At 68.3% G+C, this 21,592-nt stretch carries 19 protein-coding genes and 2 pseudogenes; 13 read left to right on the top strand and 8 right to left on the bottom strand.

The window, feature by feature from the left end:
• Window positions 1-459: 459 nt before the first annotated feature.
• Complete coding sequence (locus SSP08S_RS33380) at window positions 460-1,026, top strand: hypothetical protein (protein WP_245608006.1); 567 nt, start codon at window positions 460-462, stop codon at window positions 1,024-1,026.
• A 22-nt stretch (window positions 1,027-1,048) separates the two neighbouring features.
• Here SSP08S_RS33380 and SSP08S_RS56405 read toward each other — a convergent pair whose 3' ends face one another.
• Window positions 1,049-1,315: a hypothetical protein gene (locus tag SSP08S_RS56405; protein ID WP_019072012.1), complete on the bottom strand. Its 267-nt coding sequence runs from the start codon at window positions 1,313-1,315 to the stop codon at window positions 1,049-1,051.
• 546 nt (window positions 1,316-1,861) lie between these two features.
• On the opposite strand from SSP08S_RS56405, the gene SSP08S_RS63725 reads away from it, so the two are divergent.
• Complete coding sequence (locus tag SSP08S_RS63725; protein WP_245608005.1) at window positions 1,862-2,317, top strand: hypothetical protein; 456 nt, start codon at window positions 1,862-1,864, stop codon at window positions 2,315-2,317.
• Between the two features lie 143 nt (window positions 2,318-2,460).
• Window positions 2,461-2,667: pseudogene (locus SSP08S_RS59720) on the top strand (transposase family protein); the annotation flags it as partial.
• Between the two features lie 15 nt (window positions 2,668-2,682).
• On the opposite strand, the gene SSP08S_RS33365 reads toward SSP08S_RS59720, so the two are convergent.
• Window positions 2,683-3,870: an IS110 family RNA-guided transposase gene (locus tag SSP08S_RS33365; protein WP_026179051.1), complete on the bottom strand. Its 1,188-nt coding sequence runs from the start codon at window positions 3,868-3,870 to the stop codon at window positions 2,683-2,685.
• Between the two features lie 378 nt (window positions 3,871-4,248).
• On the opposite strand from SSP08S_RS33365, the gene SSP08S_RS33360 reads away from it, so the two are divergent.
• Window positions 4,249-4,887: an SMI1/KNR4 family protein gene (locus tag SSP08S_RS33360; protein WP_026179050.1), complete on the top strand. Its 639-nt coding sequence runs from the start codon at window positions 4,249-4,251 to the stop codon at window positions 4,885-4,887.
• 179 nt (window positions 4,888-5,066) lie between these two features.
• The gene (locus SSP08S_RS63720) at window positions 5,067-5,675 is read left to right on the top strand and encodes a DUF6000 family protein (RefSeq protein WP_019072007.1); all 609 of its coding nucleotides are present in this window, start codon (window positions 5,067-5,069) and stop codon (window positions 5,673-5,675) included.
• 35 nt (window positions 5,676-5,710) lie between these two features.
• On the opposite strand, the gene SSP08S_RS63110 is transcribed toward SSP08S_RS63720, so the two are convergent.
• The gene (locus SSP08S_RS63110) at window positions 5,711-5,953 is read right to left on the bottom strand and encodes a hypothetical protein (RefSeq protein WP_019072006.1); all 243 of its coding nucleotides are present in this window, start codon (window positions 5,951-5,953) and stop codon (window positions 5,711-5,713) included.
• Between the two features lie 376 nt (window positions 5,954-6,329).
• Between SSP08S_RS63110 and SSP08S_RS33345 the strand changes: the two genes are divergently transcribed.
• The 7 genes and pseudogenes from SSP08S_RS33345 (at window position 6,330) to SSP08S_RS58345 (ending at window position 10,805) form a co-directional block, all read left to right on the top strand.
• A complete protein-coding gene (locus tag SSP08S_RS33345) occupies window positions 6,330-6,782 on the top strand; it encodes a hypothetical protein (RefSeq protein ID WP_019072005.1) in 453 nt (150 codons plus the stop codon).
• A gap of 173 nt (window positions 6,783-6,955) precedes the next feature.
• A complete protein-coding gene (locus SSP08S_RS33340; protein ID WP_019072004.1) occupies window positions 6,956-8,221 on the top strand; it encodes an IS256 family transposase in 1,266 nt (421 codons plus the stop codon).
• Between the two features lie 39 nt (window positions 8,222-8,260).
• Window positions 8,261-8,914, top strand: coding sequence for a Type 1 glutamine amidotransferase-like domain-containing protein (locus SSP08S_RS56400; protein WP_158697242.1), 654 nt, complete (start codon window positions 8,261-8,263; stop codon window positions 8,912-8,914).
• A 24-nt stretch (window positions 8,915-8,938) separates the two neighbouring features.
• Window positions 8,939-9,076: a hypothetical protein gene (locus SSP08S_RS64600; protein WP_158697241.1), complete on the top strand. Its 138-nt coding sequence runs from the start codon at window positions 8,939-8,941 to the stop codon at window positions 9,074-9,076.
• A gap of 24 nt (window positions 9,077-9,100) precedes the next feature.
• Window positions 9,101-9,595, top strand: a pseudogene (locus tag SSP08S_RS64595) (glycoside hydrolase family 97 N-terminal domain-containing protein); the annotation flags it as partial.
• An 88-nt stretch (window positions 9,596-9,683) separates the two neighbouring features.
• Window positions 9,684-10,421: a glycoside hydrolase family 97 catalytic domain-containing protein gene (locus SSP08S_RS56395; RefSeq protein WP_019072000.1), complete on the top strand. Its 738-nt coding sequence runs from the start codon at window positions 9,684-9,686 to the stop codon at window positions 10,419-10,421.
• An 18-nt stretch (window positions 10,422-10,439) separates the two neighbouring features.
• The gene (locus SSP08S_RS58345) at window positions 10,440-10,805 is read left to right on the top strand and encodes a glycoside hydrolase family 97 C-terminal domain-containing protein (protein ID WP_019071999.1); all 366 of its coding nucleotides are present in this window, start codon (window positions 10,440-10,442) and stop codon (window positions 10,803-10,805) included.
• Between the two features lie 332 nt (window positions 10,806-11,137).
• Here the strand turns inward: SSP08S_RS58345 and SSP08S_RS64280 are convergent, their stop codons facing one another.
• Together SSP08S_RS64280 and SSP08S_RS61945 are read right to left on the bottom strand one after the other, a co-directional pair.
• Entirely contained in the window at window positions 11,138-14,992 is a 3,855-nt protein-coding gene (locus SSP08S_RS64280) for a carboxypeptidase regulatory-like domain-containing protein (protein WP_019071998.1), read from the bottom strand.
• Window positions 14,993-15,414: 422 nt separating this feature from the next.
• Window positions 15,415-15,696 carry a hypothetical protein gene (locus SSP08S_RS61945; RefSeq protein WP_158697239.1) on the bottom strand — a complete coding sequence of 94 codons (282 nt, stop codon included), beginning with the start codon at window positions 15,694-15,696 and terminating at the stop codon, window positions 15,415-15,417.
• Between the two features lie 714 nt (window positions 15,697-16,410).
• Here SSP08S_RS61945 and SSP08S_RS63695 point away from each other — a divergent pair.
• Window positions 16,411-16,773: a helix-turn-helix domain-containing protein gene (locus SSP08S_RS63695; protein WP_019071995.1), complete on the top strand. Its 363-nt coding sequence runs from the start codon at window positions 16,411-16,413 to the stop codon at window positions 16,771-16,773.
• 195 nt (window positions 16,774-16,968) lie between these two features.
• Here SSP08S_RS63695 and SSP08S_RS33290 read toward each other — a convergent pair whose 3' ends face one another.
• From SSP08S_RS33290 to SSP08S_RS61940, 3 genes are all read right to left on the bottom strand, one after another.
• Entirely contained in the window at window positions 16,969-18,141 is a 1,173-nt protein-coding gene (locus SSP08S_RS33290) for an NAD(P)/FAD-dependent oxidoreductase (protein WP_019071994.1), read from the bottom strand.
• The gene (locus SSP08S_RS33285) at window positions 18,138-20,159 is read right to left on the bottom strand and encodes a LodA/GoxA family CTQ-dependent oxidase (protein ID WP_026179048.1); all 2,022 of its coding nucleotides are present in this window, start codon (window positions 20,157-20,159) and stop codon (window positions 18,138-18,140) included. The genes SSP08S_RS33290 and SSP08S_RS33285 overlap by 4 nt, the downstream gene beginning before the upstream one ends.
• A 618-nt stretch (window positions 20,160-20,777) precedes the next feature.
• Window positions 20,778-21,302, bottom strand: coding sequence for a hypothetical protein (locus tag SSP08S_RS61940; protein ID WP_158697238.1), 525 nt, complete (start codon window positions 21,300-21,302; stop codon window positions 20,778-20,780).
• Between the last annotated feature and the right edge of the window lie 290 nt (window positions 21,303-21,592).

Genomic DNA, 21,592 nt, shown 5'->3' with positions numbered 1-21,592 from the left:
AACGTGCGCCACCACCCCACTACCAGGCAACTTGCCCGCCGACAGGCTTTTCAGACGCCCTCTAGTACAGATGCGCTCACAGCTCCCCGTCGTGGTCATCTAACCGGCCAAACCGGCCTGCTCCGTAGTCAAGACGCTGCGCCGCCTTGACCAACGACGCCAGCGGGTCGCCCGCAGCGTGCCATCGACACCGGGCACGACGGCACCTCCACGTGCGGCAACGGGTGAGCCACCTTCGGACCGTGGACTTCGTCAACGGGCTTGCCTCTCCAGGAAGTCGGTGCGCGTTGGCGCCCGTCAATCCGCCGCGCCAGCAAAGCGCCATGGCGCGCCACCCCTTCCGCCACGTAGAAATATGCACCACCATGAGAGCCGCGAATCCGGTCAGACCACCGGAAATTCGCACAATCTTGCGCTCTTTCAAAAGTTCCATCCCCCCACACGCTGCCCCGCAGAGGAATGCCGTTGAGAAGTCACGCCCAGCAAGCAGTGGAATGGCTCGCCGCCGCCGCGATCGACCCCCGCGCGTGCAAGCGGGAATGGCGCTCGGACACCGGCACCGCAGTGCTGGCTGCCGGCCGGTTCTGGGACGTGCTGAGCGTGCCGGAGGAGTTGGGCCTGTTCGCACTCGACGTGCTGCTGCGCTCCCCGCGGCTCGAACCCGGCCCCACCCTCGCCGACTTCACCTCCCACCGCCTGGGCTTCTTCCTGCCGCCGGATCCGCGCACTCGCTGGGTCGGCGATGGCGTTCGCTACGCCGGCCAAGGCGCTTGGATCGCCGTCCCGGCGCCTCAGCGGGCCACCGGTGCTCTGCGCTGGCTCGTGCCGCCGGACGGCAGCGGCACCCTCCATACCCCCGCCGCCGTGGAAGTGGCACTCCAGCAAGCCACCGGGATACTCGCCGCCCTGCTCAACCCAGTCTCATCCCACCGCCCCGACGCGCAACCACCAGCCATTGAGGCCCGAGCCCGTACGCATTACCTGCGCCGGCTGGGCCCTGCGAATACTGGCCGGAGGCCGGGCTGACGACCTGCGCCGCTGAGGAAGTTCAGCCTGCGCCAGCCCGCGCGACGGTCACGCGCTCCCAGCACGCAGTGCCGATTCCGAACTCCACGCCGTCAGGCGTCCCGGTCGTGGGCACGGCGGCCAAGGTGGCCCACTGTGCGTCGTACCGGCCAGGCACTATGCGCCCCCGCACCCACCACTCTGCCACCAGGGCGGCGTAGATCGGCGGGTTCATCTCGTGCGCGTTGGTGAGCTCGGCATCCGGCTGGTGGTGCAGGAGACACCCCGCCGTGGTGGATGTGCGGTCCATGCCGTCGCAACGCATCCAGTACGCCAGTGGTACGCCAGCGCTTAGGGATGCAGCCGCATCGGGTGAGTATGCCTCCCCCGATCGGGGCCATGTACTTGTCAGATAACCACGGTGTCGGGCCACGACGGGCCACCACAACCGAACCAGGACCGAGCGTTGGGCACAAAGCAGTGAGCAACGCGGGAACGAGGGGGCGGCGAGAGCCGGGTCCTCAACCGCCCGCATGCCGTGTCCGTCGTGCGCCGAGCACGTCGATTGCGACTCGCACGCTGGCCGGAACGGCAAGTTCTCCTGCATGAGGCGCTGGAATCAGCCCGGCAGCACTTGACCGATCAACTTTGGATCGCATTCATCATTGAATCATGCGCGAAATGTAAAATCCCGCCGACTTGCGATCAGGATTGCGGAGTGCTGCTCTGGAATAGGCAGGGGGTAAAGAGCTAAATGATCCGGGTCCGAATGAGTGGCGTTCAGCCGAAGTAGGGGACAACCCGTCGTGTGACGACGGGATGCCCCGCGCTGCGACCCGCCTATCGGAGGTTCACGATGACACAGGTCTCTTCTGCCCGCATTCCACTACGCCAGATCACGGCCGTGCTCTTGACGGCCGCCCTGACGCTCTCCCTCTCGGTGGTGCTCACCGTCACCTCGACGAAAGAAGCAGCCGCCTTGTGCTCCGCCAGCCGGTTCAACGGCACGTGGCGCTCGTCCGACGCAAGGCTGAAGCGTATCGACCTATGGCAGGGAGAGGACTGCCACCTGTACGCCAGGGCCTGGTCCGTCTGCGAGAACGACGCATCGTATATCTGCAGCTGGGGAAAAAGGAGAACGGGAGACAGTCCCGAGCCGAACTTCCAGTTCGTCGGATACAACTGGAGCAACGCCGATGAAGTGCTGCAACTGCGGATGCAGGACACGTCTCACATCTCGGTGTGGGACAGCACTGACTACCACAACGGTAAGAAGGTCAGCTTCACGGTCACGATGTACAAGAGTCGTTGAACCCGCGAAGGGCAGCAACTCCGCCCGCGCCGCTACTGGACGAAACCCCCTAACAAGACAGGTGAGGGTCTCGCCGCTCGTCCCCCGCCCCCGACAGGATGCGAACCGCGCCGGGGTGGGCCCTTGTTCGCGGATACAAATGCCAGGGTCTCCGCGTCCTCGCCGACCGCGCCTACACGGGCGCCGGCTCCTGGGTCACCACCGGACTCAAACGGCCACCAGCCGGCGAACTCACCCTCACCCAGCGCACCGTCAACCGATCCCTGGCCACAGCCCGGGCACCGGTCGAACGCGGCATGGCACGGCTGAAGTCCTGGCAGATCTTCCGAAGATCCCGCATCAGTCCCAACCTCCTAATGAGGTTGTCAAGTCGCAGCGGTGACAGGGAGGTTGTTTTGGTAGCACTGTCCGTCACGGATGAGAGCCCACAGGACGTTGACACGTCTGCGGGCCAGGGCGAGGACAGCCTGGGTGTGCCGCTTGCCTTCGGCGCGCTTGCGTTCGTAGAAACGGCGTGAGTGGTCGCAGCTGCGGATACTGATCAGCGCGGAGGTATAGAAGACGCGTTGCAGGCCACGGTGATAGCGCCTGGGCCGGTGCAAGTTTCCGCTGATGTTGCCCGAGTCCCGGGGGACCGGGGCGACTCCTGCGAGGCTGGCCAGGCGGTCGGCGGTGCCGTAACGGCTCATGTCGCCGGCGGTGGCTGCGAGAAATTCGGCACCCAGCAGCGGGCCGATGCCGGGCATGCTGGAGATCACTTCGGCGAGTTCGTGCTCGCGAAACCGAGCCGCAATGAGCTTGTCGATCTCGGTGATCTGCTCGTTGAGGCTCATCACCTCCTTGGCCAGGGTGTGAATCACCTGCGCGGTGATCTTCTCCCCGGGGACGGCGGTGTGCTGACGCTCGGCTGCTTCCAGGGCGGCCTCGGCCAGGGCCTCGGGGCTGCGTACCTTTCGGTTGCGCAGCCAGGTCTCCAAGCGGCTGCGGCCGACCCGCCGCAGGGCAGCCGGGGTCTGATAGCCGGTCAGCAGGACCAGCGGGCCGACGTTGCCAACATCAAGGGCTCGTTCCAAGGCCGGGAAGACACTGGTGAGTTGGCCACGCAGGGTGATCCGGCGGGTGCGGTCGGCGTTGAGGTCGGTGCGGCGGTTGGTGAGGACCCGCAGCTCGATGGCGTGTTCGTCGTCCGGTCGGAGGACGGTCAGGTCCCGGCGCATCCGGGCCTGGTCGGCAATGACAGTGGCGTCCTTGGCGTCGGTCTTGCCCGTGCCCCGGTAGCCGGCCGAGGCCCGGTTGACCGCCAAGCCGGGTATGTAGACGAGGTGCTGGCCGTGGTTGAGCAGCACGCTGATCCACAGTGCGGCCATGCCGTCGGCGACATCGACCGCCCACACCACGTTCTCGTCGAGAGCCATCACATCGGCAAACAGGGCCAGCAGTTCCGGCTCGTCATTCAGGACGCGGCGTGACAGCAGCCGTTCCCCCTCAGCGTTCAGGACCACGCAGTGGTGGTGGGTCTTGCCGATGTCCGTACCCGCCCAGATCTGGGCCACCAGTTCCTCCGGTCGTTCGATGGCGCTCTGCACTCCGGGACGACCTCGCCGGCGTGGTCCTACTCAGCGATCCGTCCGCGGACGTTCGCAGCTCCTAATCAGCGGCCGAGTCGTCGTGAGACACCGGGCGGCCAGGTTAGGGGAACCATCGAGGGCAACCGCATGAAAGCCATACCCAGTGTCTCTGGGTCCCTGGACCCTACGACGGCCCGTCCAACCCACGAGCAAGGTAGAACCGCATGACCGTCATCACCAAAGCTGTCCTCACCCTGGAAGGACAACGCTGGAAACTGTCAGTAGGTGTTTCTGAACTCCTGCCGGTCAGGGTTCAGCCTGGCCTGGGAGCTTGCTGTCAGTGCGACCGTCTATGTTAAGCGGATGACACAGATAGATCTTCCTGCGTTCGAGCGGGAGTGGATTCGGCTTGAGTCGTGGCTCTGTTCGAACTCGCCCGCCGATCACGCCATGCTGCGAAGGCCGGCGGAGCGCGAGCGGCTCATCGAGCTGGAGTCGCGGCTCGGCTTCGACCTGCACCCGGAGCTCAAGGCGCTGCTGCAGCAGCATGATGGAGCCGCTGAACCTGTTGCCGCTCCTGGCTCCCGCAGACGCCTTCCTGCTGGTGCTTTTCTTCCCTCGGGGCACCGCCTTAGCGGCGTGGACGACATCGTGATGATGTACGACGTGCTCGTGGACGTCGGCAAGGACAACATCGATGCCGACCTGTGGGAGGACGATGCACTGGCCGTTAATCTGCATCGCTGCGTGCCGTTCGCGCTTCCCAACGATGGCGGGGTTGCCTTTGTCGATCACCGCCCCGGACCTTCATACGGTCACGTGTATGAAATGGGCATCGGGTCCGGGGACCTGGACGGAACCCTATGGGCAACCGGCCTGACACAGCTTTTTCGAACCTTGGCCGATGCTTTGGAATCTGACGGTCCGTTCCTCTACTACTGGCCCACACCCTACGAAGGCGAATCAGGCCACCGTTGCCTGGAGTGGCAGATCCGAACCTGAGGCAGTCGGCTATGGCTTCCTCTCCCAGCGGTCGGTGCGGGGGCCTTTTCGGGCCAGGCGTCGGGTCATGAGGGTGATGAATGCCCAGTTCAGGTGGGCTTCGGATTCTCTGAACTACGGATCGGATCTCGCGGGACCCCGCTCGTGGGGTTGCCTCCTTGGTAGGTCATGATGCGGCGATGAGCATGCAGCATCCCCGGGAAGTTGGCCACGAGCATGTCGTGGCCCGGTATGTCGCTGGTGAACGGCGATACCTCGAACTGCTGGGAGGAAACTTCCTTCGCCTCGGGGAGGAAGAACGGACTGCCTTCGTAGGCGCGCTGCAAGCTGACTCTCTCCAGGTAAGCGACCAGGAGCTCAGAGCGCTCCTTGCGTATGAATGGCGTTCCCGGCTGACCGCTGCGTGGTTGGTCGGCGTGGCCCGGCGGGTTGAGTGGCGTGAACGCATCGGCAGCCTTCTGCTGGCCAGTGAACTCACCTATACAGGTCAGGGTTACTGCTTTGCGCTCTCCCGGTTCGGCAGCCAAGATGATGCGAACATCCTTGCGTCCTATTTGTACCGGTATCTTCCGCAGTTGGAATGCCGGTATGACCAGGGACCCGCCCTTGGGGCGCTCATGAGGCTGGATTCCCAGCTGGGCACAAGTCACTCCGCGCGATTCGTTGCTCCAGACGGCCTCTGGGAACGGTGGGTCGATGCGCTTCCGCATACGCGCGGGACCGCGACCGCGTGGGCGGACAGCTCCAGAGCAGCGATCGACGCATGGTGCGGGCCTTGGGAGGCTTGACCTGTCGCTCATGGCGCGGAGAACGGTGTCGGCCGTCAGGTGTCGGTGGCCCGTCCCGCGATCTGGTTGAAGGTGGGCATCCCGAGATCGACCGCCGAAGCCGTGCGGGCTGTGGCGGCGTCCATCTGGACGAGCTTGTCGTTGGCACCGGCGAGGCTGGTTTCGAGGCCTTCGACTTCGCCGAGCCAGCCTTCCCGTTTGGCCTCGGCGATGCGGTCGATGAGGTTGTCGCGGATCTCGATGAGCCGAGGTCGTTCGGCAGGGTCTGGCCGGAGCATCGCGCATCGCAAGCAGGCGTGCTCATGAATGCAAGGAGTGGAGAAGGCTCGGCCGCAGGTCCCAATGGAGAGTTTCCGCTTCTCAAAGTGGCCGCGGAAGGAGTCCCACTCTTTATCGGTCGGTATGCGGTACTCCTCGCTGGGCCGGGAGGCCCGGCGGCGGGCCGAATCTGTGCATCCGAGTTGTCCATCCGGGCCAGGTACAGCAGCACTAAGTCACAGGCGGTGCAATTGGGCGCTGTAGTCGGCCCGAACCACTCAGGAAGCGTCGCTATGACGTCTGCGGACCGGCTAAGCCAGGGTCTCGACCGGATCACGTACGCACGCGCGCGAAAAGGAAATGCCGGCTCCTGGCCTGCGCAGGCAGGATCTGTCTATGTCGACCGACGTCAGCGGAATGATCGAATGCAGGCCGGGGGCCCGCCTATGGGGACCCGACGACGAGGACTCCGTGTGGGAGGTCGGCATCGATCTCTTCCTCCTCAACAGGGGCAACGCCTACGACGGCCTGGCCTGCCTCTTCGGAATCCGAAACTCCTACGGCTTCCGGCCCTTGGCGGAAGATCGTGGCTTCCCTGACGACGCCTCGGATCGGCTGCGAGCTGAGTTCGCCGGCTACGGCGGCCCCCACGATGTGCACGGGACCACTTGGCTGACCTGGGCCGAACTGGACACCACGGACTGGCAGGAAACCAACGCCTCAGGCACACGAACCTGCGCCTCAGCCGCAGGGATCGACACCGACTGGGGCCGGGTCTGGAGCGTTATGGACATCCTCAGCGAAGTGCACGGCGCGGAGAACGTACGTCTCGTCGTCTGGTTCCACTGACAGACGGCTGCGCGCGCTACTTGGCCAGGCGGGGACACGATCTCGCGATCTGAGCAATGCTCATGACCTGTGGATCGGTCTCTGGTTGGACGCGAAGGCGTACCTTCCCGAGTGATCGACTTCTGGTCATCGAGTAGGCCGACGTCGCACCGTCGGTCGGGAAGGTACGCCCCGTGCTGAGCGTAGTGAATGCCGATGGAACGACCGAGACCGGCTTCCTGATCGACGACATCGTCCGCGAGGGTGCGAGGCGGATGTTGGCCGCTGCTCTGGAAGCTGAAGCCAACGCCTATATAGCTGAGTTGGACGATCAGCGTGACGAGAACGGGCGCCGCCTGGTGGTTCGCAACGGCTATCACCAGCCGCGGAAAGTCACGACTGCGGCCGGGGAGGTAGAGGTGAAGGCCCCGCAGGTGAACGACAGGCGCGTCGACGAGGCCACCGGCGAGCGGAAGCGGTTCTCCTCGGCGATCCTGCCTCCGTGGTGCCGCAAGTCTCCGAAGATCAGCGAGGTGCTGCCGCTGCTCTACCTGCACGGCCTGTCCTCCGGCGACTTCGTGCCCGCGCTTGAGCAGTTCCTCGGCAGCTCCGCCGGGCTCTCGCCGGCAACCGTGACGCGGCTGACGGCCCAGTGGCAGGCCGACCATCGGACATTCGGCGAGCGCAATCTGTCCGTCGCCGACTACGTCTACGTCTGGGCCGACGGCATCCACCTGCGCATACGTCTGCAGGAGGCGAAGTCGTGCGTCCTCGTGCTGATGGGTGTGCGCACAGACGGCACCAAAGAGCTGATCGCTATGGCCGACGGCTACCGCGAATCCGCCGACTCCTGGGCCGACTTGCTACGGGACTGCGCACGCCGGGGCGTGCGTGCTCCCGCCCTCGCGGTCGGCGACGGCGCCCTGGGCTTCTGGAAGGCCCTGGCCGAAGTGTTCCCCGAGACCCGCCATCAGAGGTGCTGGGTTCACAAGATCGCCAATGTCGCGAATGCCCTGCCGAAGTCCGCCCAGCCCGGTGCGAAGAAGGCCCTCCAGGAGATCTACAACGCCGAGGACCGCGAGCACGCCGTAAAGGCGATCGCTGCGTTCGCGAAGACCTACAGCGCGAAGTTCCCCAAGGCCGTCAAGAAGATCACTGACGATGTGGATGAGCTGCTGGCCTTCTACGACTTCCCCGCCGAGCACTGGATTCACCTGCGGACCACGAATCCGATCGAGTCGACCTTCGCCACCGTCCGGCTGCGGTCCAAGGTCACCCGGGGCGCCGGCAGCGCGGCCGCTGCCTTTGCCATGGTCTTCAAGCTCGTCGAGTCCGCCCAGGCTCGCTGGCGGGCCGTGAACGCACCCCACCTCGTCGCCCTCGTCCGCGCCGGAGCCCGCTTCGAACGCGGCCAGCTCGTCGAACGCCCCAGCAGCCAGGCCCCGTTCACGGCAGCCTGAATGATCACCACCGCGTGATCCGTCAACCGAGAGGTAATGATGAGGCTGCTGCTGAGCTCCTGGTTCCTAACCCCCGACAGCCGACCGTCGGCGCTGCCCGCCACCCTGGCCACAAGCAGAGCGGGCATCGTCTTGAACGCACTCGACGAGTACGGTCGCTCACGCGCCCGCGACTACGCCCGCGAGAGCCGCACCCTGGAAACCTTCGGCTACATCTGCGAAGAACTCGATCTCCGCGACTACTTCACCGCCCCCGAGGAACTCCCCAAACGCCTGGACGGCCTCGACCTCGTCTGGGCATTGGGCGGCAACGCGTTCGTCCTGGCTCGCGCCATGGCCCAGGCAGGACTTCGCAATGCCCTCCAAAAGCAGCTGCATCGGCCCGAGTTCACCTACGGCGGCTACTCGGCAGGAGCCTGCGTCGCCGGACCGGACCTCCAAGGCATCGACCTCATCGATGACCCAACCATCCTGCCCAAAGGCTATCCGCCGACTACCGCACCGGAGTGCCTCTGCCTGGTGCCCTACCGGATCGTTCCCCATTGGCGATCCGAACACCATGACACGGAAGGCGCGGAGCGAGCCGCCACCCATCTCGCCGAGCGCGGGCTGTCGCACCATTGCCTGCGCGACGGGGAGGCCGTGAACGTCCATGACACCACCAGGCCGGTCACCTGGCCGCCATCTTCTTGATCCACAGGTCTTGACTATTACTCGGTGCTGGACGACGCGGACTTCTCCTCCCGCCTGACGGTGACCGATACCGGCCGCCCGAAGAGCGTGGACATCCGGTACGGCTTGCTGCAGGGGAAGACCTCCCGGGTCCGCAAGGTGATGACCGAACGGATGGTATAGGTGCGCAACGCGCAGGGACTGCCCATGGAGATCGTGCTGAGGGCGGACCAGGAGGGCTTGGCCCTGCGCTGCCGCTTCCCCGGCCGGGGTGACGGCACCACCCGCACTGTTGCCGCCGAGGTCACCGGTCTGACCCTGACCGTCCCGGCGGACGGCGGCGCCCAGTACACCCAGCCGTACACCCTCAAGTCCCCCAAGTACCAGGAGTGGTACGTCTCCCGCGCGAACCACACCACGCCTGTGCTCGGTGCCGCGACTGCCTCGGCCGGTGGTGCGTCCTTCCCGCTGCTCGCCCGCACCGAGGCGGCGGACGGCGGTACGTGGTGGGTGCTGGCCGGTGAGTCCGGCATGGACGGTACCTACCCGGCCTGCCACCTGGGGCAGCCCACGCTCGACACGGCCGCCGGCAGCGTGACGTACACCATCGCCTTCCCCGCCGACGATGAGGCGCTCTGCAACCTCGGCCCCGGCGCACCCCAGGTCACCGGTGCCTGGCAGACGCCCTGGCGGTTCGTGGCGGTGAGCCGGGACCCGGCCGGGCTCGCGGAGACCACCCTGGCCACCGACCTCGCGCTGCCCTGCGCGGTCGAGGACACGTCCTGGGTGCGTGTGCCCGGGGGCGTCGGCCTTCAGCTGGCTGACGGCGCCGACCAGTCCTACCAGCCTGGAACAGACGCTGCGCTGGTTCGACCTGGCCCAGGAGATGAGCTGGCCATACGCCCTCGTCGACGCCAAGTGGGACAAGATGACCGATGCGGCGGGCAACGCGGTGCCGCTGGAGCGCCTCGTCGCCGAGGCCGATACCCGCGGCATCCGACTCTTCCTCTGGTACAACTCCGCGGGCGAGAACAACGACGCCATAGCCAACACCCCGCGCGACCTGATCGCCGACGCCGCCACCCGCCGCGCAACCTTCCGCCGACTGCGTGACCTGGGCATCGCCGGCATCAAGGCCGACGGCTGGCAGAGCGACAAACAGCAGCTCATCGCCCGCCAGCGCGAGGTCCTCGAGGACGCAGCCCGCTACCGGCTGCACGTGGTGCTGCACAACACCACCGTGCCGCGCGGCTGGGACCGCACCTACCCCCACCTGCTCGGTGTCGAGGCCGGCATCGCCAGTGAGTACTACGCCAACACCAAGCCGTACGCCGACCAGATCCCCGAACAGACCACCATCGCGGCCATCACCCGTAACGCCGTCGGCGCCTTCGACTACGGCACCACCCTGCTCTCCCCGTACGTCTACGGGGGCAACCCGCGCCGGACGACGGACGCCCACGAGCTGGCCCTGACCGTCATCTACCAGTCCGGCTTCAACGGCTACGCAGACAACCCCGACCGCTAACTCGCCCAGCCCGCCGAGGTGCGCGAACTGCTGAGCACCGTTCCCGTCGCTTTCGACGAGACCCGCTACCTGGCCGCCGCCCCTGGCAGCCACGTCGTCGTCGCCCGCCACAAGGGCGGCACCTGGTACATCGCCGGAGTCAACGGCCGCACCCTCACCATCTGGCCCGGCCTCGACTCCTCGGTCCCCGGCTACACCCCGCCCACCGGCCAGGCTCAGCCCCTCAGCGTCGACCTGCACGACCTGGGTATCCGGGGCAGGCGCAGGATCAAGCTGTTCGCCGACACCGCCGCCACGGACGGCGCCCTGCGCCACTGCGACCTTCGGGGCAGCGCCTTCACCGTCCACACCGCGCCCTTCGGCGGCTTCATCGCCGTCGTCTGACGCGGGCGGCTTCGGGTTCGCGCTGTCGTCCGTCAGCGCGACTGTCTCCTCCTACCCCACCCCGGGCGGCACAGTTCCGGTCTCCGCCCCGAGGTCGCCGACCGCCCGGCCGCTTCCGCCGGACCTCACGGCCAGCCCCGCATTGCCCGGTGGCGGCGCAGGTACCGCCGCTGCGCCCATGCAGACGAGCTCTCCATCGGCTGCCGGCGTGAGCCAGGGCCCCAGCGAGCAACACGGGCGGCAGGAGGAAGGACGCGATGAGGCCCCCTCGCGAATGATGCGGCGCGAGGGGGCGGCAGAGAAGGGCCCGACGATTGTCGGATGGCGGTTTGTCAGCGCACGGTCATCCGCACCGGCACCACCGGGTACGTGTACGGCGTGTCCGTGCTGACCGCGAGCGCGGCCGTGTAGGTCCCGGCCACGTCCACCGCCGTCGCGCCCGCGTCCAGCCGGACGGTGACGGTCAGGCGCCGGCCGGGGGCGAGCGTATGGGTGGTAGACGTAGTGGAGAGCCAGCGGACGTCGGTTGCCGGGACGCAGCTGTCGAGGCCCGGCAACTGCTCGACATTCGCGCGGGCGTCGAAGACGCTCGGCGCACCGCCGACCCGGTAGAACCCGCAGGCGCCACCGGCCCGGTAGAGCGGCGTGGAGGCGGCGGGCAGGGCCGTCCAGGTGCGGGCGGCCGGGTCGTAGGCGTAGCCGGCGCTGGTGACAACGCCGAGCAGGTTGCTGACCCCGCCGGAGAGGAGGAAGCGGCCGTCGGCGGTGGTGGCGGCCGAGGCCCACAGGTCGATGGGAAGGTCGGTGATCGGAGTCCAGGCGGCGGTGGCCGGGTCGTAGGCGTAGCCGTGCCGCGTACCCTCCACCACGGTGGTGCCGCCCGCGCAGTACAGCGTGCCCGAGACGGCGCCGCAGCCGAGCCAGGAGATGGCCTCGGGGTAGGGGGTGGTGGCGGCCCAGGTGTCGGTGGCCGGGTCGTAGACCTGCACTGCGGTGGCGCCGGTGCAGTATCCCTGGCCGCAGCCGCCGACCAGGTACCACTTGCCGTCGAGTGTGGCGGAAGCCGCTGCCGCGTACCCGGCGGGCACCGGGGCGGCGGTGGACCAGGTGCGGTGCTGCGGGTCGTAGACCTCGGTGCTGGTCACAGTGCCGCCCTCGGCTGTCCAGCCGCCGGTGACGTACAACTTGCCGTTCAGGAAGGCGGACTGGGGTGACTCGCGGGGGGTGGGGTGGCCGCCGGGGATCGCCGTCCAGGCGGCGGTGACGGGGTCGTAGACGTAGCCGCCGGACAGAACGGAGGTGCCGTCGGTGCCGCCGACCGAGTAGACGCGACCGTCCGGGCCGGTGGCGACGGCGTTGTCGATGACGGGGGTGGGGTAGTCGGCCAGGGAGGTCCAGGCCGAGGCTGCGGGGGTCACGTCCGTGGACGTGGACGTGGTCTTCGGCTTCGTATTCGTCAGCCGGTCGGGGGTGAAGTCACCGGGAACGTACTGCGGAGCTGCCGCGCGGGCCGTCGTTGCCGTCGGAATGTCCCCGGACCGCTCGGTGAGGCTGACGGTGAGCGGGGCCGAGCCGGTGTTGCGCAGGGTGACCTGGGCGGTGGTGGCTTTCCCCTTGCGCACGGTCTTGTCGACCGCCGCCGGGCTGATCGCCAGCTGTCCGGCGAGCAGCACCGCGTCGAGGCGGGTGGCGTGGTCGGCCTTGACGTTCACCTTCTTCGTTGCCGTGGTGTAGTGCTCGGCGCTGAACGCGACCTGCTGACGGCCCGTCCGCGGCGCGAAGCGTACGTACGAACCGTCGCCCGCCGTGGTCGCCTTGGCGCCGGTCTTGCCGCTCACCGTCGCACCGCTCAGCTGCCGGCCGGTGTTGCGGTCCGTCACCGTCCCGTACAGCAGCCCGCCCGGCACCGGCTTGCAGGTCATGCCGCCGAAGGCGACGTCGTCGACCTGCCAGTAGTAGGCGTAGTCACCGTTGTAGCGGAACCGCACCTGGACGGCGGACCTCCCCGCCGCGCCCGGGAGGGCGATGCTCTGCGTCCCGGGGCCCGCGGAGGCGGTGTCGCGGTGCCAGACGGTGGACCAGGTCGTGCCGCCGTCGACGCTGAGGTCGACGTCGGCCTTGGAGTCGTCGTCGAACGGCTTGTAGAAGGTGCTGAAGCGGACCGCGGGCGTGTCGTAGCCGGTCAGGTCGAGGACCGGGGAGAGGAGGGAGGTGTTCTGCCGGTCGCCGGAGTAGTCGCTGTCGGCGATGGCGAAGCCGCCCGACCCGCCGGTGAGGTTGCCGCGCCCGGCCGGGTCGTCGAAGCGCCAGGTGTGGCCGCTGCCGGTGACGCTCCACCCGGCGGGCGCCTGCGTGCCGTCGAAGGTCTCGGTGGCCTCGCTGAACGTCTGCTTGTACCCGGGCGCCACGCAGGCGGCGGCGTCGACCGGGATGCCGAAGTCCTTGCGGCCGGCCTTGGCACCCACCGTCAGATCGGCCGTCGTGACCTGGTAACCGGTGTAGACCGGGTCGACCTGCAGGGTGTAGGTGCTGTTGGCGGGCAGCCTGAGGGTGTAGCGGCCGGTCGCCGGGTCGGTGTACGTCCGAGTGGACGGCTCGTCGGTGACCTGGATGCCCGCGGAGAGCGGCCAGCCGTGCCCCGAGCCGTCCTGGATCCGACCGCTGACGGTGACCAGGGGCTGGGCGGAGAGCGTGAAGTCCCGGGCCACGGTCGCGTCGTCGCCGACCTCGACGGCGGCCGGCGTGGTGCTGCCGTAGCCGAACTTGGCGGCTGTCACGTCGTACGTGCCCGCCGGGAGCGTCATGTCGTACGTACCGTCGGCGCCGGTCGTCGTGGCGTTCGCGCCGGCCGTGATCCGCACCCCGGCGATCGGGCCGCCGGCGGACGGGTCGGTGACCTTGCCGGTCAACCTGCCGTACGGGCCGGTGGTGAAGGCGACGGTGCCGTTCGGGGTGCCGAGGCCGGTGGGGCCGTCCCAGCCGGGGCCGGCGGTGCACAGATAGGCGGTGGCACAGGTGCCGTTGGTGCCGCTGGTCACGTCGTTCAGAGCGCCGTTCGGCGCGCCGTCGCGGGCGCCGGAGTGGGCGTACGGGTAGGCGTTGGGGTAGGTCTTCGCGCCCGGCTTCCCGGCGAGCGCGTAGGTGGCGGCGATGATCGGGGCGGACGCGCTGGTGCCGCCGTAGACGCCCCAACCGCGGTCCTCGTACGTGTTGTAGACGCTGACCCCGGTCGCCGGGTCGGCGACGGCAGACACGTCCGCGACGGCGCGGTTGGCGCAGCCCCGGTCGGTCTGGAAGGAGGGCTTGGGGTGGTAGGCCGAGCAGCCGCTGCCCGCCCCGGTCCACGCGGACTCGTTCCAGCCCCGGGGGGTCCCGCTGTCCCGGCTCAGCGAGGTCCCGCCGACCGCCGTGACGTACGGCAGCGAGGCCGGGTAGCTGGTGCCGTAGCCGTTGTCGCCGGTGCTGAAGGTGATCGCCACGCCCAGGTGCTTGTAGTAGTCGTCACCGGGCAGGTCGCCGAACGCGCTCTCGCTCCCGCCCCAGCTGTTGGAGACGTACGCGGCGCCGAGCGCGACCGCCGTGTTCTCCGCCTCGCCGAGGCCGTCGATGGACGGCTCGTCGGCCTCGACCAGCAGGATGTGACAGAGCGGGCAGGCGGCGCTGACCATGTCGAGGTCGAGGGCTATCTCGCCGGCCCAGCCCTGGTCGGGCTGTGGATACTCGGTGCCGCCGCGCTGGTCGGTCTTGCGGAAGCAGCCGCCCGCGGTGGTGCAGGGCGGCAGGCCGAACTGGGAGCGGTAGACGGCCAGGTCGGCCTCGGCGTTCGGGTTGTCGTAGGCGTCGACGATGGCCACCGTGACCCCCGCCCCGGCCACGTCGGACGGCAGGTCGTAGGCGCTCTGGAGGTCGGCGGGGCCCAACCCGGCGGGAGCCAGCAGGGGTTGGAAGCCTTTGCCGGTCTGCCGGACATCGTCGCGGGCGACCGCGAAGCAGGCCATCTGGTTGGGTTTGTCGGGTCTCGCGCAGAGGGGGTGCGTCGGCACGGTCGAGGCCGTCGAGGCGGTGTCGGCAGTTGCCTCGGTGGTAGCGGTGGCGGTCTGGGGAAGTGCCCAGATCAGTGTCATCAGGATGCTGAACAGGGCGGTTAACGCCGCCAGTCGGGTACGGAACAGTCCCACCTTGATCATCCGAGTCCTCTCAGATATTCATGGGTATGAGGGAAAAGATCAGGCGGCAGCGTATGTCTCGTACATGTCAAGTGTGTGAAGTTGTGCGCTCCTGTTTGATCGATTGGGTGGCAGGCTGCTGCCGCCGGGCGCCCCGCCATGCGAGTCAATGCGCCACCTGCCCCGGCCAAGCCGCACGCCGCCGAATCACCCCACCAAATTTCCCGCCCGCCGAAGCCATCTCCCGTCACGCGAGCAAGCCGTTCGCCGCAGCCCGCCCGTACGCGAGGCCGCTCACCCGGGAAGGGCCAGGCCAAGCTTCCTGCCAAGCGCAGACCCACCACGCCACGTCGCGCACGGGCTGAAGGAACCGGCGAAGACCACACCGCCCCGGCCACCCCGGAGGGGGTCCCTCCCTCAGCACGCCACGGCCAGGGCTCCCCTCACCTGCCGTGGTGCCGGGCGAGAAGCCTTCGCCAGTCGCGGGCGGTGCGACGTGGCGCGGCGGCGATGTTGGTGTGGCCGTCCTGACGGTGGACGCCGATGGCGAGGTTGCGCAGACCGGCCACGGTGCACGGGAGAAGGCCGGCATGGATCTTGGAGTCGAACTCGGGGAACGTGCGGTCGCGGACGTGGTGCAGAAGCTTTTCGATCTTCCAGTGCCCTCTGATCCAGTCGGCGAGCTCGGCGCCGGTAACCGCACCAGGCGGCAGGCTAGGGACCACGCCGCGTTCCCCCGGCGGGCAGGCAACGGCGTCGCCCTCGTCGGCGCCGGCGGGGACCACTCCAACACCGCCCGCTCGATGTCCTCGAAACGCGGCTCACCCCCGCGTCGGCGCGGACCACAGGCCCGTGAGCGCCTGGTCCACGGACTTGAGCGGTTCACCCCCACGTCGGCGGGGATCACGCGGCCGGCGTGGAAGTGACCGGGGACGATGAGGGTTCACCCCCGCGTCGGCGGGGACCACAGGCGCGCAGTCGTCGCTGAAGACCGTTCCGTCGGTTCACCCCCGCGTCGGCGGGGACCACACGTCAGTGGGGATCGCGCGTACGGTCGCCGCCGGTTCACCCCCGCGGACGCGGGGGTGCTCCGTCCTTGGCTCCCGCGGCGTCCTTGATGCCGATGTGGTCCCCGCCGATGCGGGGGTGTTCCGCCATGACCCGTCGCGTCACGATCAAGTTCGAAGTGGTCCCCGCCGACGCGGGGATGTTCCGGCACTGTCCGGCAAGCATCGCCGCCAACTGCCGTGGTTCCCGCCGACGCCGGGAGAGGTCCGTCCAGACCCGCTGGCTGGCAGTGAACGCACGCCATCTCGCCAGCCTCCCACGTGCCGGAGCTCGCTTCGAACACGGCTGGCTCGTCGAACGCCCCAGCAACCAGGCTCCGTTCAAGACAGGAACTCGGATCACGTTCAGGAGCGACCATCGGTTTCGTTCACATGCGTGCGGTCCACCATGTGGCCCAGGCCGCCGGGCTGACGGCCAGGTCGATCAAGGACCTGGAGCGGGGCCGCCGGAAGCGGCCGCAGCGCCGCACGCTGGAACCGCTGCTGACAGCGTTGGGACTGACCGACGCCGTCGCGCTGCTCGCCGCCGACCGTTCTGGTCGGCAGAGCAGTCCCCCGGCCGATGACGGCGCCATCACATCAGGTCTGCTCGATCGTCGCCGTCAACTGGCGGTACTTGAGCGAACACGTCCACGAAACCCCCGCCCACGAGACCGCCTGGACCGTAGCCGCCTGCTGCTCACCCACCTCGCCGACGGCTACGGCTGGGACACCGACATCGGCGCCCCCGGTTGACGAGAACAAGGTCACTACAGCCACCCAGCCGCTCTCCGACGCCGGATGGAAGCACACCGTGGACAGGCGATGGCTCCGCCGGACGTCCCCCGACGAGGACGCCTGCGTCCCGGTGGGGCGATCCGAGTCGGAACTTCGATGTCCAGGGACCACGTCGGTCGGTGGGCGGGCCGTCACCGGGTGCTCCGACTGCGTTCAGTAGAGGGATTTGGGCAAGCCGGCCAGGCGCCGAGCCCAGAAGGCGCGGTGGATCCAGCGGGCTTCCTGGGCGTGGACGAGACGGTGGCCCCGCAGATACGCAGTCCGCGTGGCCTCGACCTTGTGCGCGTAGGCGGCGAGGCCGGAGTCCGCGCCGCGGTGCGCACGACTCAGGTGGGCGTCGACGGCCAGGCCCGCGCCCATCCCGGTGTAGAGGGCGGTGAGAACGCCCTGGGAGGAGAGCGGGTCGAAGGCGATCGCAGCGTCCCCGGCGGCGGTCCAGCCGTCCCCGTACACCCGGTCCAGGTGCGCTGTGTGCGCGGCGGCCCGGCGTGGCGCGGCTGGTGGCGCAGGCGGGTGCCCGTGCCTGTGGGTCCACCGGGACACGTGCCTGGTGGCCGGCAACCGTCGGTGAAAGTGGCGCGCGGTGTACGGGGCGGCAGGCAGGTCGGTGTCGGTGAAGTAGGCGACGAGGCGCCCACCGGAGGGCTGTGGGGCGGTGTACCACCAGCCGTCCTCGTCTGATTCGACGAGGGAGCGGCGGTCGGTGTCCAGCGCGTCCGTCTCCAGGTGCGCGTAAAGGGCTGCGAGCCGGTCCCGGACCCACCGCCGGGCCCCACATCGGACGGCGATCGCGGCGGCGCGGCCGGTGGCGTCGATCACCCAGCGGCAGCGCACCGTGCGCTCCCCACCCGCCCCAGGAGCATCGGCAGGGCCCGTCCCGCCGCGCAGAGCCAGAGTCCAACTGCCGTCCGGCCTCCGGGCCGTGCCGCGTACGGCCGTGCCCTCGGCGACCTCGGCTCCCGCCGCGCGGGAGGCGTCGCGCAGTCGCCGATCGAAGAGCCGCCGGTCGAGATGCCAGCCGTGGCCATGCGGATCGTTGATGAAGTCCACGGCGTGCAAGTCGGCCGACCCCCACGCCGAAAGACTGCCGTAGCAGGGCAGGTGCCCGGACCCGAGAACACGGTCAGCGACCCCGAGGTCACCGAGCAGGACCCGCCCGGCGGGCACAAGCGTCTCGCCGACCTTCGGCGGCCCGGTGCCGGCGTCCGCCAGCAGAACCGTACGCCCAGCCCCGGCGAGTGCGATCGCGGCGGCGCAGCCGGCCGGGCCGCCGCCCGCCACCACCACGTCGTAGGCTTCCGCGCCCGGAGCCAGTGCGGGGCTCACCGCTCCTCGTGGAACGGGTCGAGTCTTTCGAGGTATCCGGCGGCGATCTCCTCCGCGAGGTAGCCGGTCGCCTCCGCTGCCTCGCTGACCGCCTGTGCCACATGGTCGGCCTCGACGGTTTCGGGTGCGAGCCGGTCCGCTGGCCAGATTCCGCCTGCGGCGGCCAGCACGGACGGACCTGCCTCGGGCACCTGTAGGTTGACCAGGTTCGCCGTGTCCGGTGCCCGGTCGAGCGGTGCTCCCGGGCGCGACTCCACGCGGATCCGTTCGGGGAACTTGCCGTCGCCCACGGTGTAGTCGCGCACCTCGATGACGCCTAGTTTCGACCAGTCCTTGATCATCTGTGCGCGCTGCTCGTTCATGGTGCCCGTGAGGCCGCGCAGCCAGGTCGCCCGCCGCTCGAACGCTTCCTCGCGGGCACTGTCGTCGCCGCCGGCCGACGGCGTGTTGACCTTCTCGAAGTCCTCAAGCTTCAGCACATGGTTCGGCACCTGGGCAGGCCAGAAGGTCGGCAGGTACGGGCTGTAGCGGGGCCCGAGATTGGCCAGCACCTCATAGCCCGAGCGGCAGCTCGCGGTGTCCGCCTGCCATGGGGCGGCCATCCAGCGGGTGAGGTCGCCGGGCCCTTGCGCGAACAGCGGGCCGTTCGCAGCCGTCGCTTCCTGCGGGGTGAGGGTGGGCCCGTAGTCGGGTTCTGCGGTGTTCGGGGCTCGGTGCTTGATGCGGAAGGGCGCGCTGAACATGCTCGGGGTCCTGATGGGCCAGGTGACTTCGCACCCGGGGTGGAACGCGTCGGCCGCACAGCTCTCCAGGGCGGCCCGGTCCAGCAGCCCCGGCTGTTCGGCGACCGGGGCACTGTCCACGTTCGGTCGGGGCTGCCGCAGCGGTCCGGCTTGGAAGGCGCCGTCGGCCCAACGACTCAGCATCCAGTCCTGGGTCGGGGACAGTTTGCTGTGCTGACGCACGGACTTGGGCTTGCTGGCCATGGCGTCGCCGTAGAGCCACGGCCACGGCACCGGGGACGTTCCGTCGCGGTCGTAGTCGCGCAAGGCGACGTACGTCTGGCGGCGCAGTTCCCGGTTCCGCTGGGAAGGATCGGCCAGCCGCTTCCGCATCGCCGGGGAGAGGAAGAAGTTGGGACCGTTCCAGCCGAACTGCGTGGCGAAACCATGGTTCACCCACTGCAGATCACACAATCGGCGCAGTATCGGTTCAATATGGTCGGCAAACGAAATCTGCGGCGGGCGGGTGAGCGAACCGGCCGTGGCGAAGACATCGAAAAGCAGGTCGTAGAGGGTACGGACGGATTTCACGCCGGGAGCGTAGTGGGGAGGTCCCACCACGACCCAGGCGGGGGTGGCGGTCAGCTCTGTGCCGTCGATACGTACCTTTGCCGTCACCGGTCCGTCGGACACGTCGTCGTACCAGGTGTCGTTGTTCGTGACTCCGGTGATCGGGCTGTTCTTGTAGGAGGCGGAGTTTCCCCTTCCGCCGAGCACCAGCAGGCGGCCGTCGGAATGGGTGGAAATCTCCCCGAGATACACCGCCTTGTCCATGATCTTGCCGGAATCGAATTTCTGCGTCTCGGTCATCGAGCCGCGAACGGTGCGGCTTCCGGGGTCGATGACCAGCTTCTTCCGGTCGGCGCCCACCACGTCGGCGTTTCGTCGGCCGTATTGCTCCGGCGCGAGTGCCTTGCCCTCGGGGATGTCGAGCGGCACATGGAACTGGTACCAGGCGGCCTTCTTGTTGGCCAGGTGCACTGTCCACTGAATCTCGGAAACACCCGCGTCGCCCGGCTTCAGCTCCCGCACGACATCCCCTGCGGCGTTGTAGCCGTACACCCGGAAACGTGCGGCCTGCCTTCGGATCGCCCCGGATCCATCCTTGTACGCGCCGAGGTCCTCCGGTTTCTGGTCCGGTGATTCCGGGCCGATGAAGGGTGTTTCCTTGCTGTTGCCGACCCGGGCGACACCAATGGCAGGGTGAATTTTCACCTGCACGATTTTAACGTCCATCGAACAGCCTTCCGTTGCGGGACCGCCGGTTCGATCATAAACGTAATATCTTGCGATTTAGGCCGAACATCGAGATTGCCGAATCGCTGGGCGGATGCATCCTGGGACGCCAAGGCGGCACTGTCGGCGGGCGGGGCCGGGAGCGGAGGACCGGCAGTCGTCCCACCGTCATTCGAGCCATTCGGGCACGGCGTCGTCCGCATCGGAGTGGGGCCACCGCCGCAGCTCGGCAACGGCCTGTTGTCGATGGCGGTGGCGGTGGCGGTGGCGGTGGCGGTGGCGGTGGCGGTGGCACATCTTCCGTCCCAACACGACGCCCCGATAGCCATCATGGTCATGGGTTCTTCACAGTCGAAGATCAGCGGCACCCTGACGAGCGTCAGGGCGGTGCAGCGCCGTGTCGGCTCCGACGGCTCTGGGCCGCTCCTCCAGCGCGACGAACGAGCACGGAGCTACCACATCGACGACGCCCTCGTGGCCAGGCCTCACGAGGGCCATCCCGAGGCAGACGCCCGTCCTGACCCTGTTACGCCGCGACCCAACCGGGACGGCTTCTGCCGACCGTCGCCAGCTCAAGATCTGACGGCCAGCCGCGCCAAGGGAAGCCGCTCTTCGGAGTCAGTCGGTCTTCTGCCAAACGCGGACATCAACGCTCACGTTCTGGGCTTGCGGGTGCACGGCGGTCACGGTGACGAGCGCGGATCGTCCTTCGTTGGTGACCAGACAGAGCTTGCCTCCCGCAGCAACCGGAAGGTCCGCGAGGCGCTGTCCCTGGGTCTGCGCGAGAACGGCACACCGTGCGGCATCCGGGCTCTCCCCTTGAGGAACCACGGCCAAGTTCGCTCTGTCGCTCCTCAGCACGGCCTCCTGCCCGTCGCTGATCTGGGACAACTCGATGTCGCCATCGGTGGGAAGGACACCCCCGGGCGGAACCGAGTCCAGGTTGAAGTCGCCTGATATAAGCAGTGGTCCGGACCAGCGCACCGCGGGAGAGGTGGAAGCGGAAGCCGATGTGCTGGAGTCTTCGGTGGGCCCAGGAACTGTTGCCGTGACGGTGTTCGTGACCGTAGCCGTGGCGGTTGCGGTTTCGACCTTTGCGGCAGGTGAGTTGACGCCGGCCGCCGGCAGACCGATGAAGCCCACGAGGAAGGTGAGAACCCCAGTTACGGCAGTGATGAGGGCGGCAACGGCAGTCCAGTGTTCGGGCGTCTTTTTGACGCGTGGTTCACCCTGCGGCGGAACTGGTGGCCTCAAAGGTGGAGGTGGAGTTGCCATGAACGTCCCCCGTTCAGCGGTGTAAAACGCAAGCGTTCCACCTCGCTGACGTCCGTGCTGGCCACCTACGATTCCGTGACGTGTTCGTGCTTTTACTGCACGTGAGTAGCTGGGCGAGCGGTTCGACGTCCACGGTGACCACCGCGTCGGCGGTGGCG

The organism is Streptomyces hokutonensis (assembly GCF_000376565.1).
GTDB classification, from domain to species: Bacteria; Actinomycetota; Actinomycetes; order Streptomycetales; family Streptomycetaceae; genus Streptomyces; species Streptomyces hokutonensis.
This window is presented reverse-complemented; position numbering and strand designations above follow the sequence as displayed.

Coding starts and splice junctions, on each gene's coding strand:
- SSP08S_RS33360 (WP_026179050.1), top strand. CDS start 4,249: ATGACACAGATAGATCTTCCTGCGTTCGAGCGGGAGTGGATTCGGCTT.
- SSP08S_RS33380 (WP_245608006.1), top strand. CDS start 460: ATGCCGTTGAGAAGTCACGCCCAGCAAGCAGTGGAATGGCTCGCCGCC.
- SSP08S_RS33285 (WP_026179048.1), bottom strand. CDS start 20,159: ATGGACGTTAAAATCGTGCAGGTGAAAATTCACCCTGCCATTGGTGTC.
- SSP08S_RS63720 (WP_019072007.1), top strand. CDS start 5,067: ATGAGCATGCAGCATCCCCGGGAAGTTGGCCACGAGCATGTCGTGGCC.
- SSP08S_RS33345 (WP_019072005.1), top strand. CDS start 6,330: ATGTCGACCGACGTCAGCGGAATGATCGAATGCAGGCCGGGGGCCCGC.
- SSP08S_RS56405 (WP_019072012.1), bottom strand. CDS start 1,315: ATGGACCGCACATCCACCACGGCGGGGTGTCTCCTGCACCACCAGCCG.
- SSP08S_RS63110 (WP_019072006.1), bottom strand. CDS start 5,953: ATGCTCCGGCCAGACCCTGCCGAACGACCTCGGCTCATCGAGATCCGC.
- SSP08S_RS64280 (WP_019071998.1), bottom strand. CDS start 14,992: ATGATCAAGGTGGGACTGTTCCGTACCCGACTGGCGGCGTTAACCGCC.
- SSP08S_RS56400 (WP_158697242.1), top strand. CDS start 8,261: ATGAGGCTGCTGCTGAGCTCCTGGTTCCTAACCCCCGACAGCCGACCG.
- SSP08S_RS63725 (WP_245608005.1), top strand. CDS start 1,862: ATGACACAGGTCTCTTCTGCCCGCATTCCACTACGCCAGATCACGGCC.
- SSP08S_RS63695 (WP_019071995.1), top strand. CDS start 16,411: ATGCGTGCGGTCCACCATGTGGCCCAGGCCGCCGGGCTGACGGCCAGG.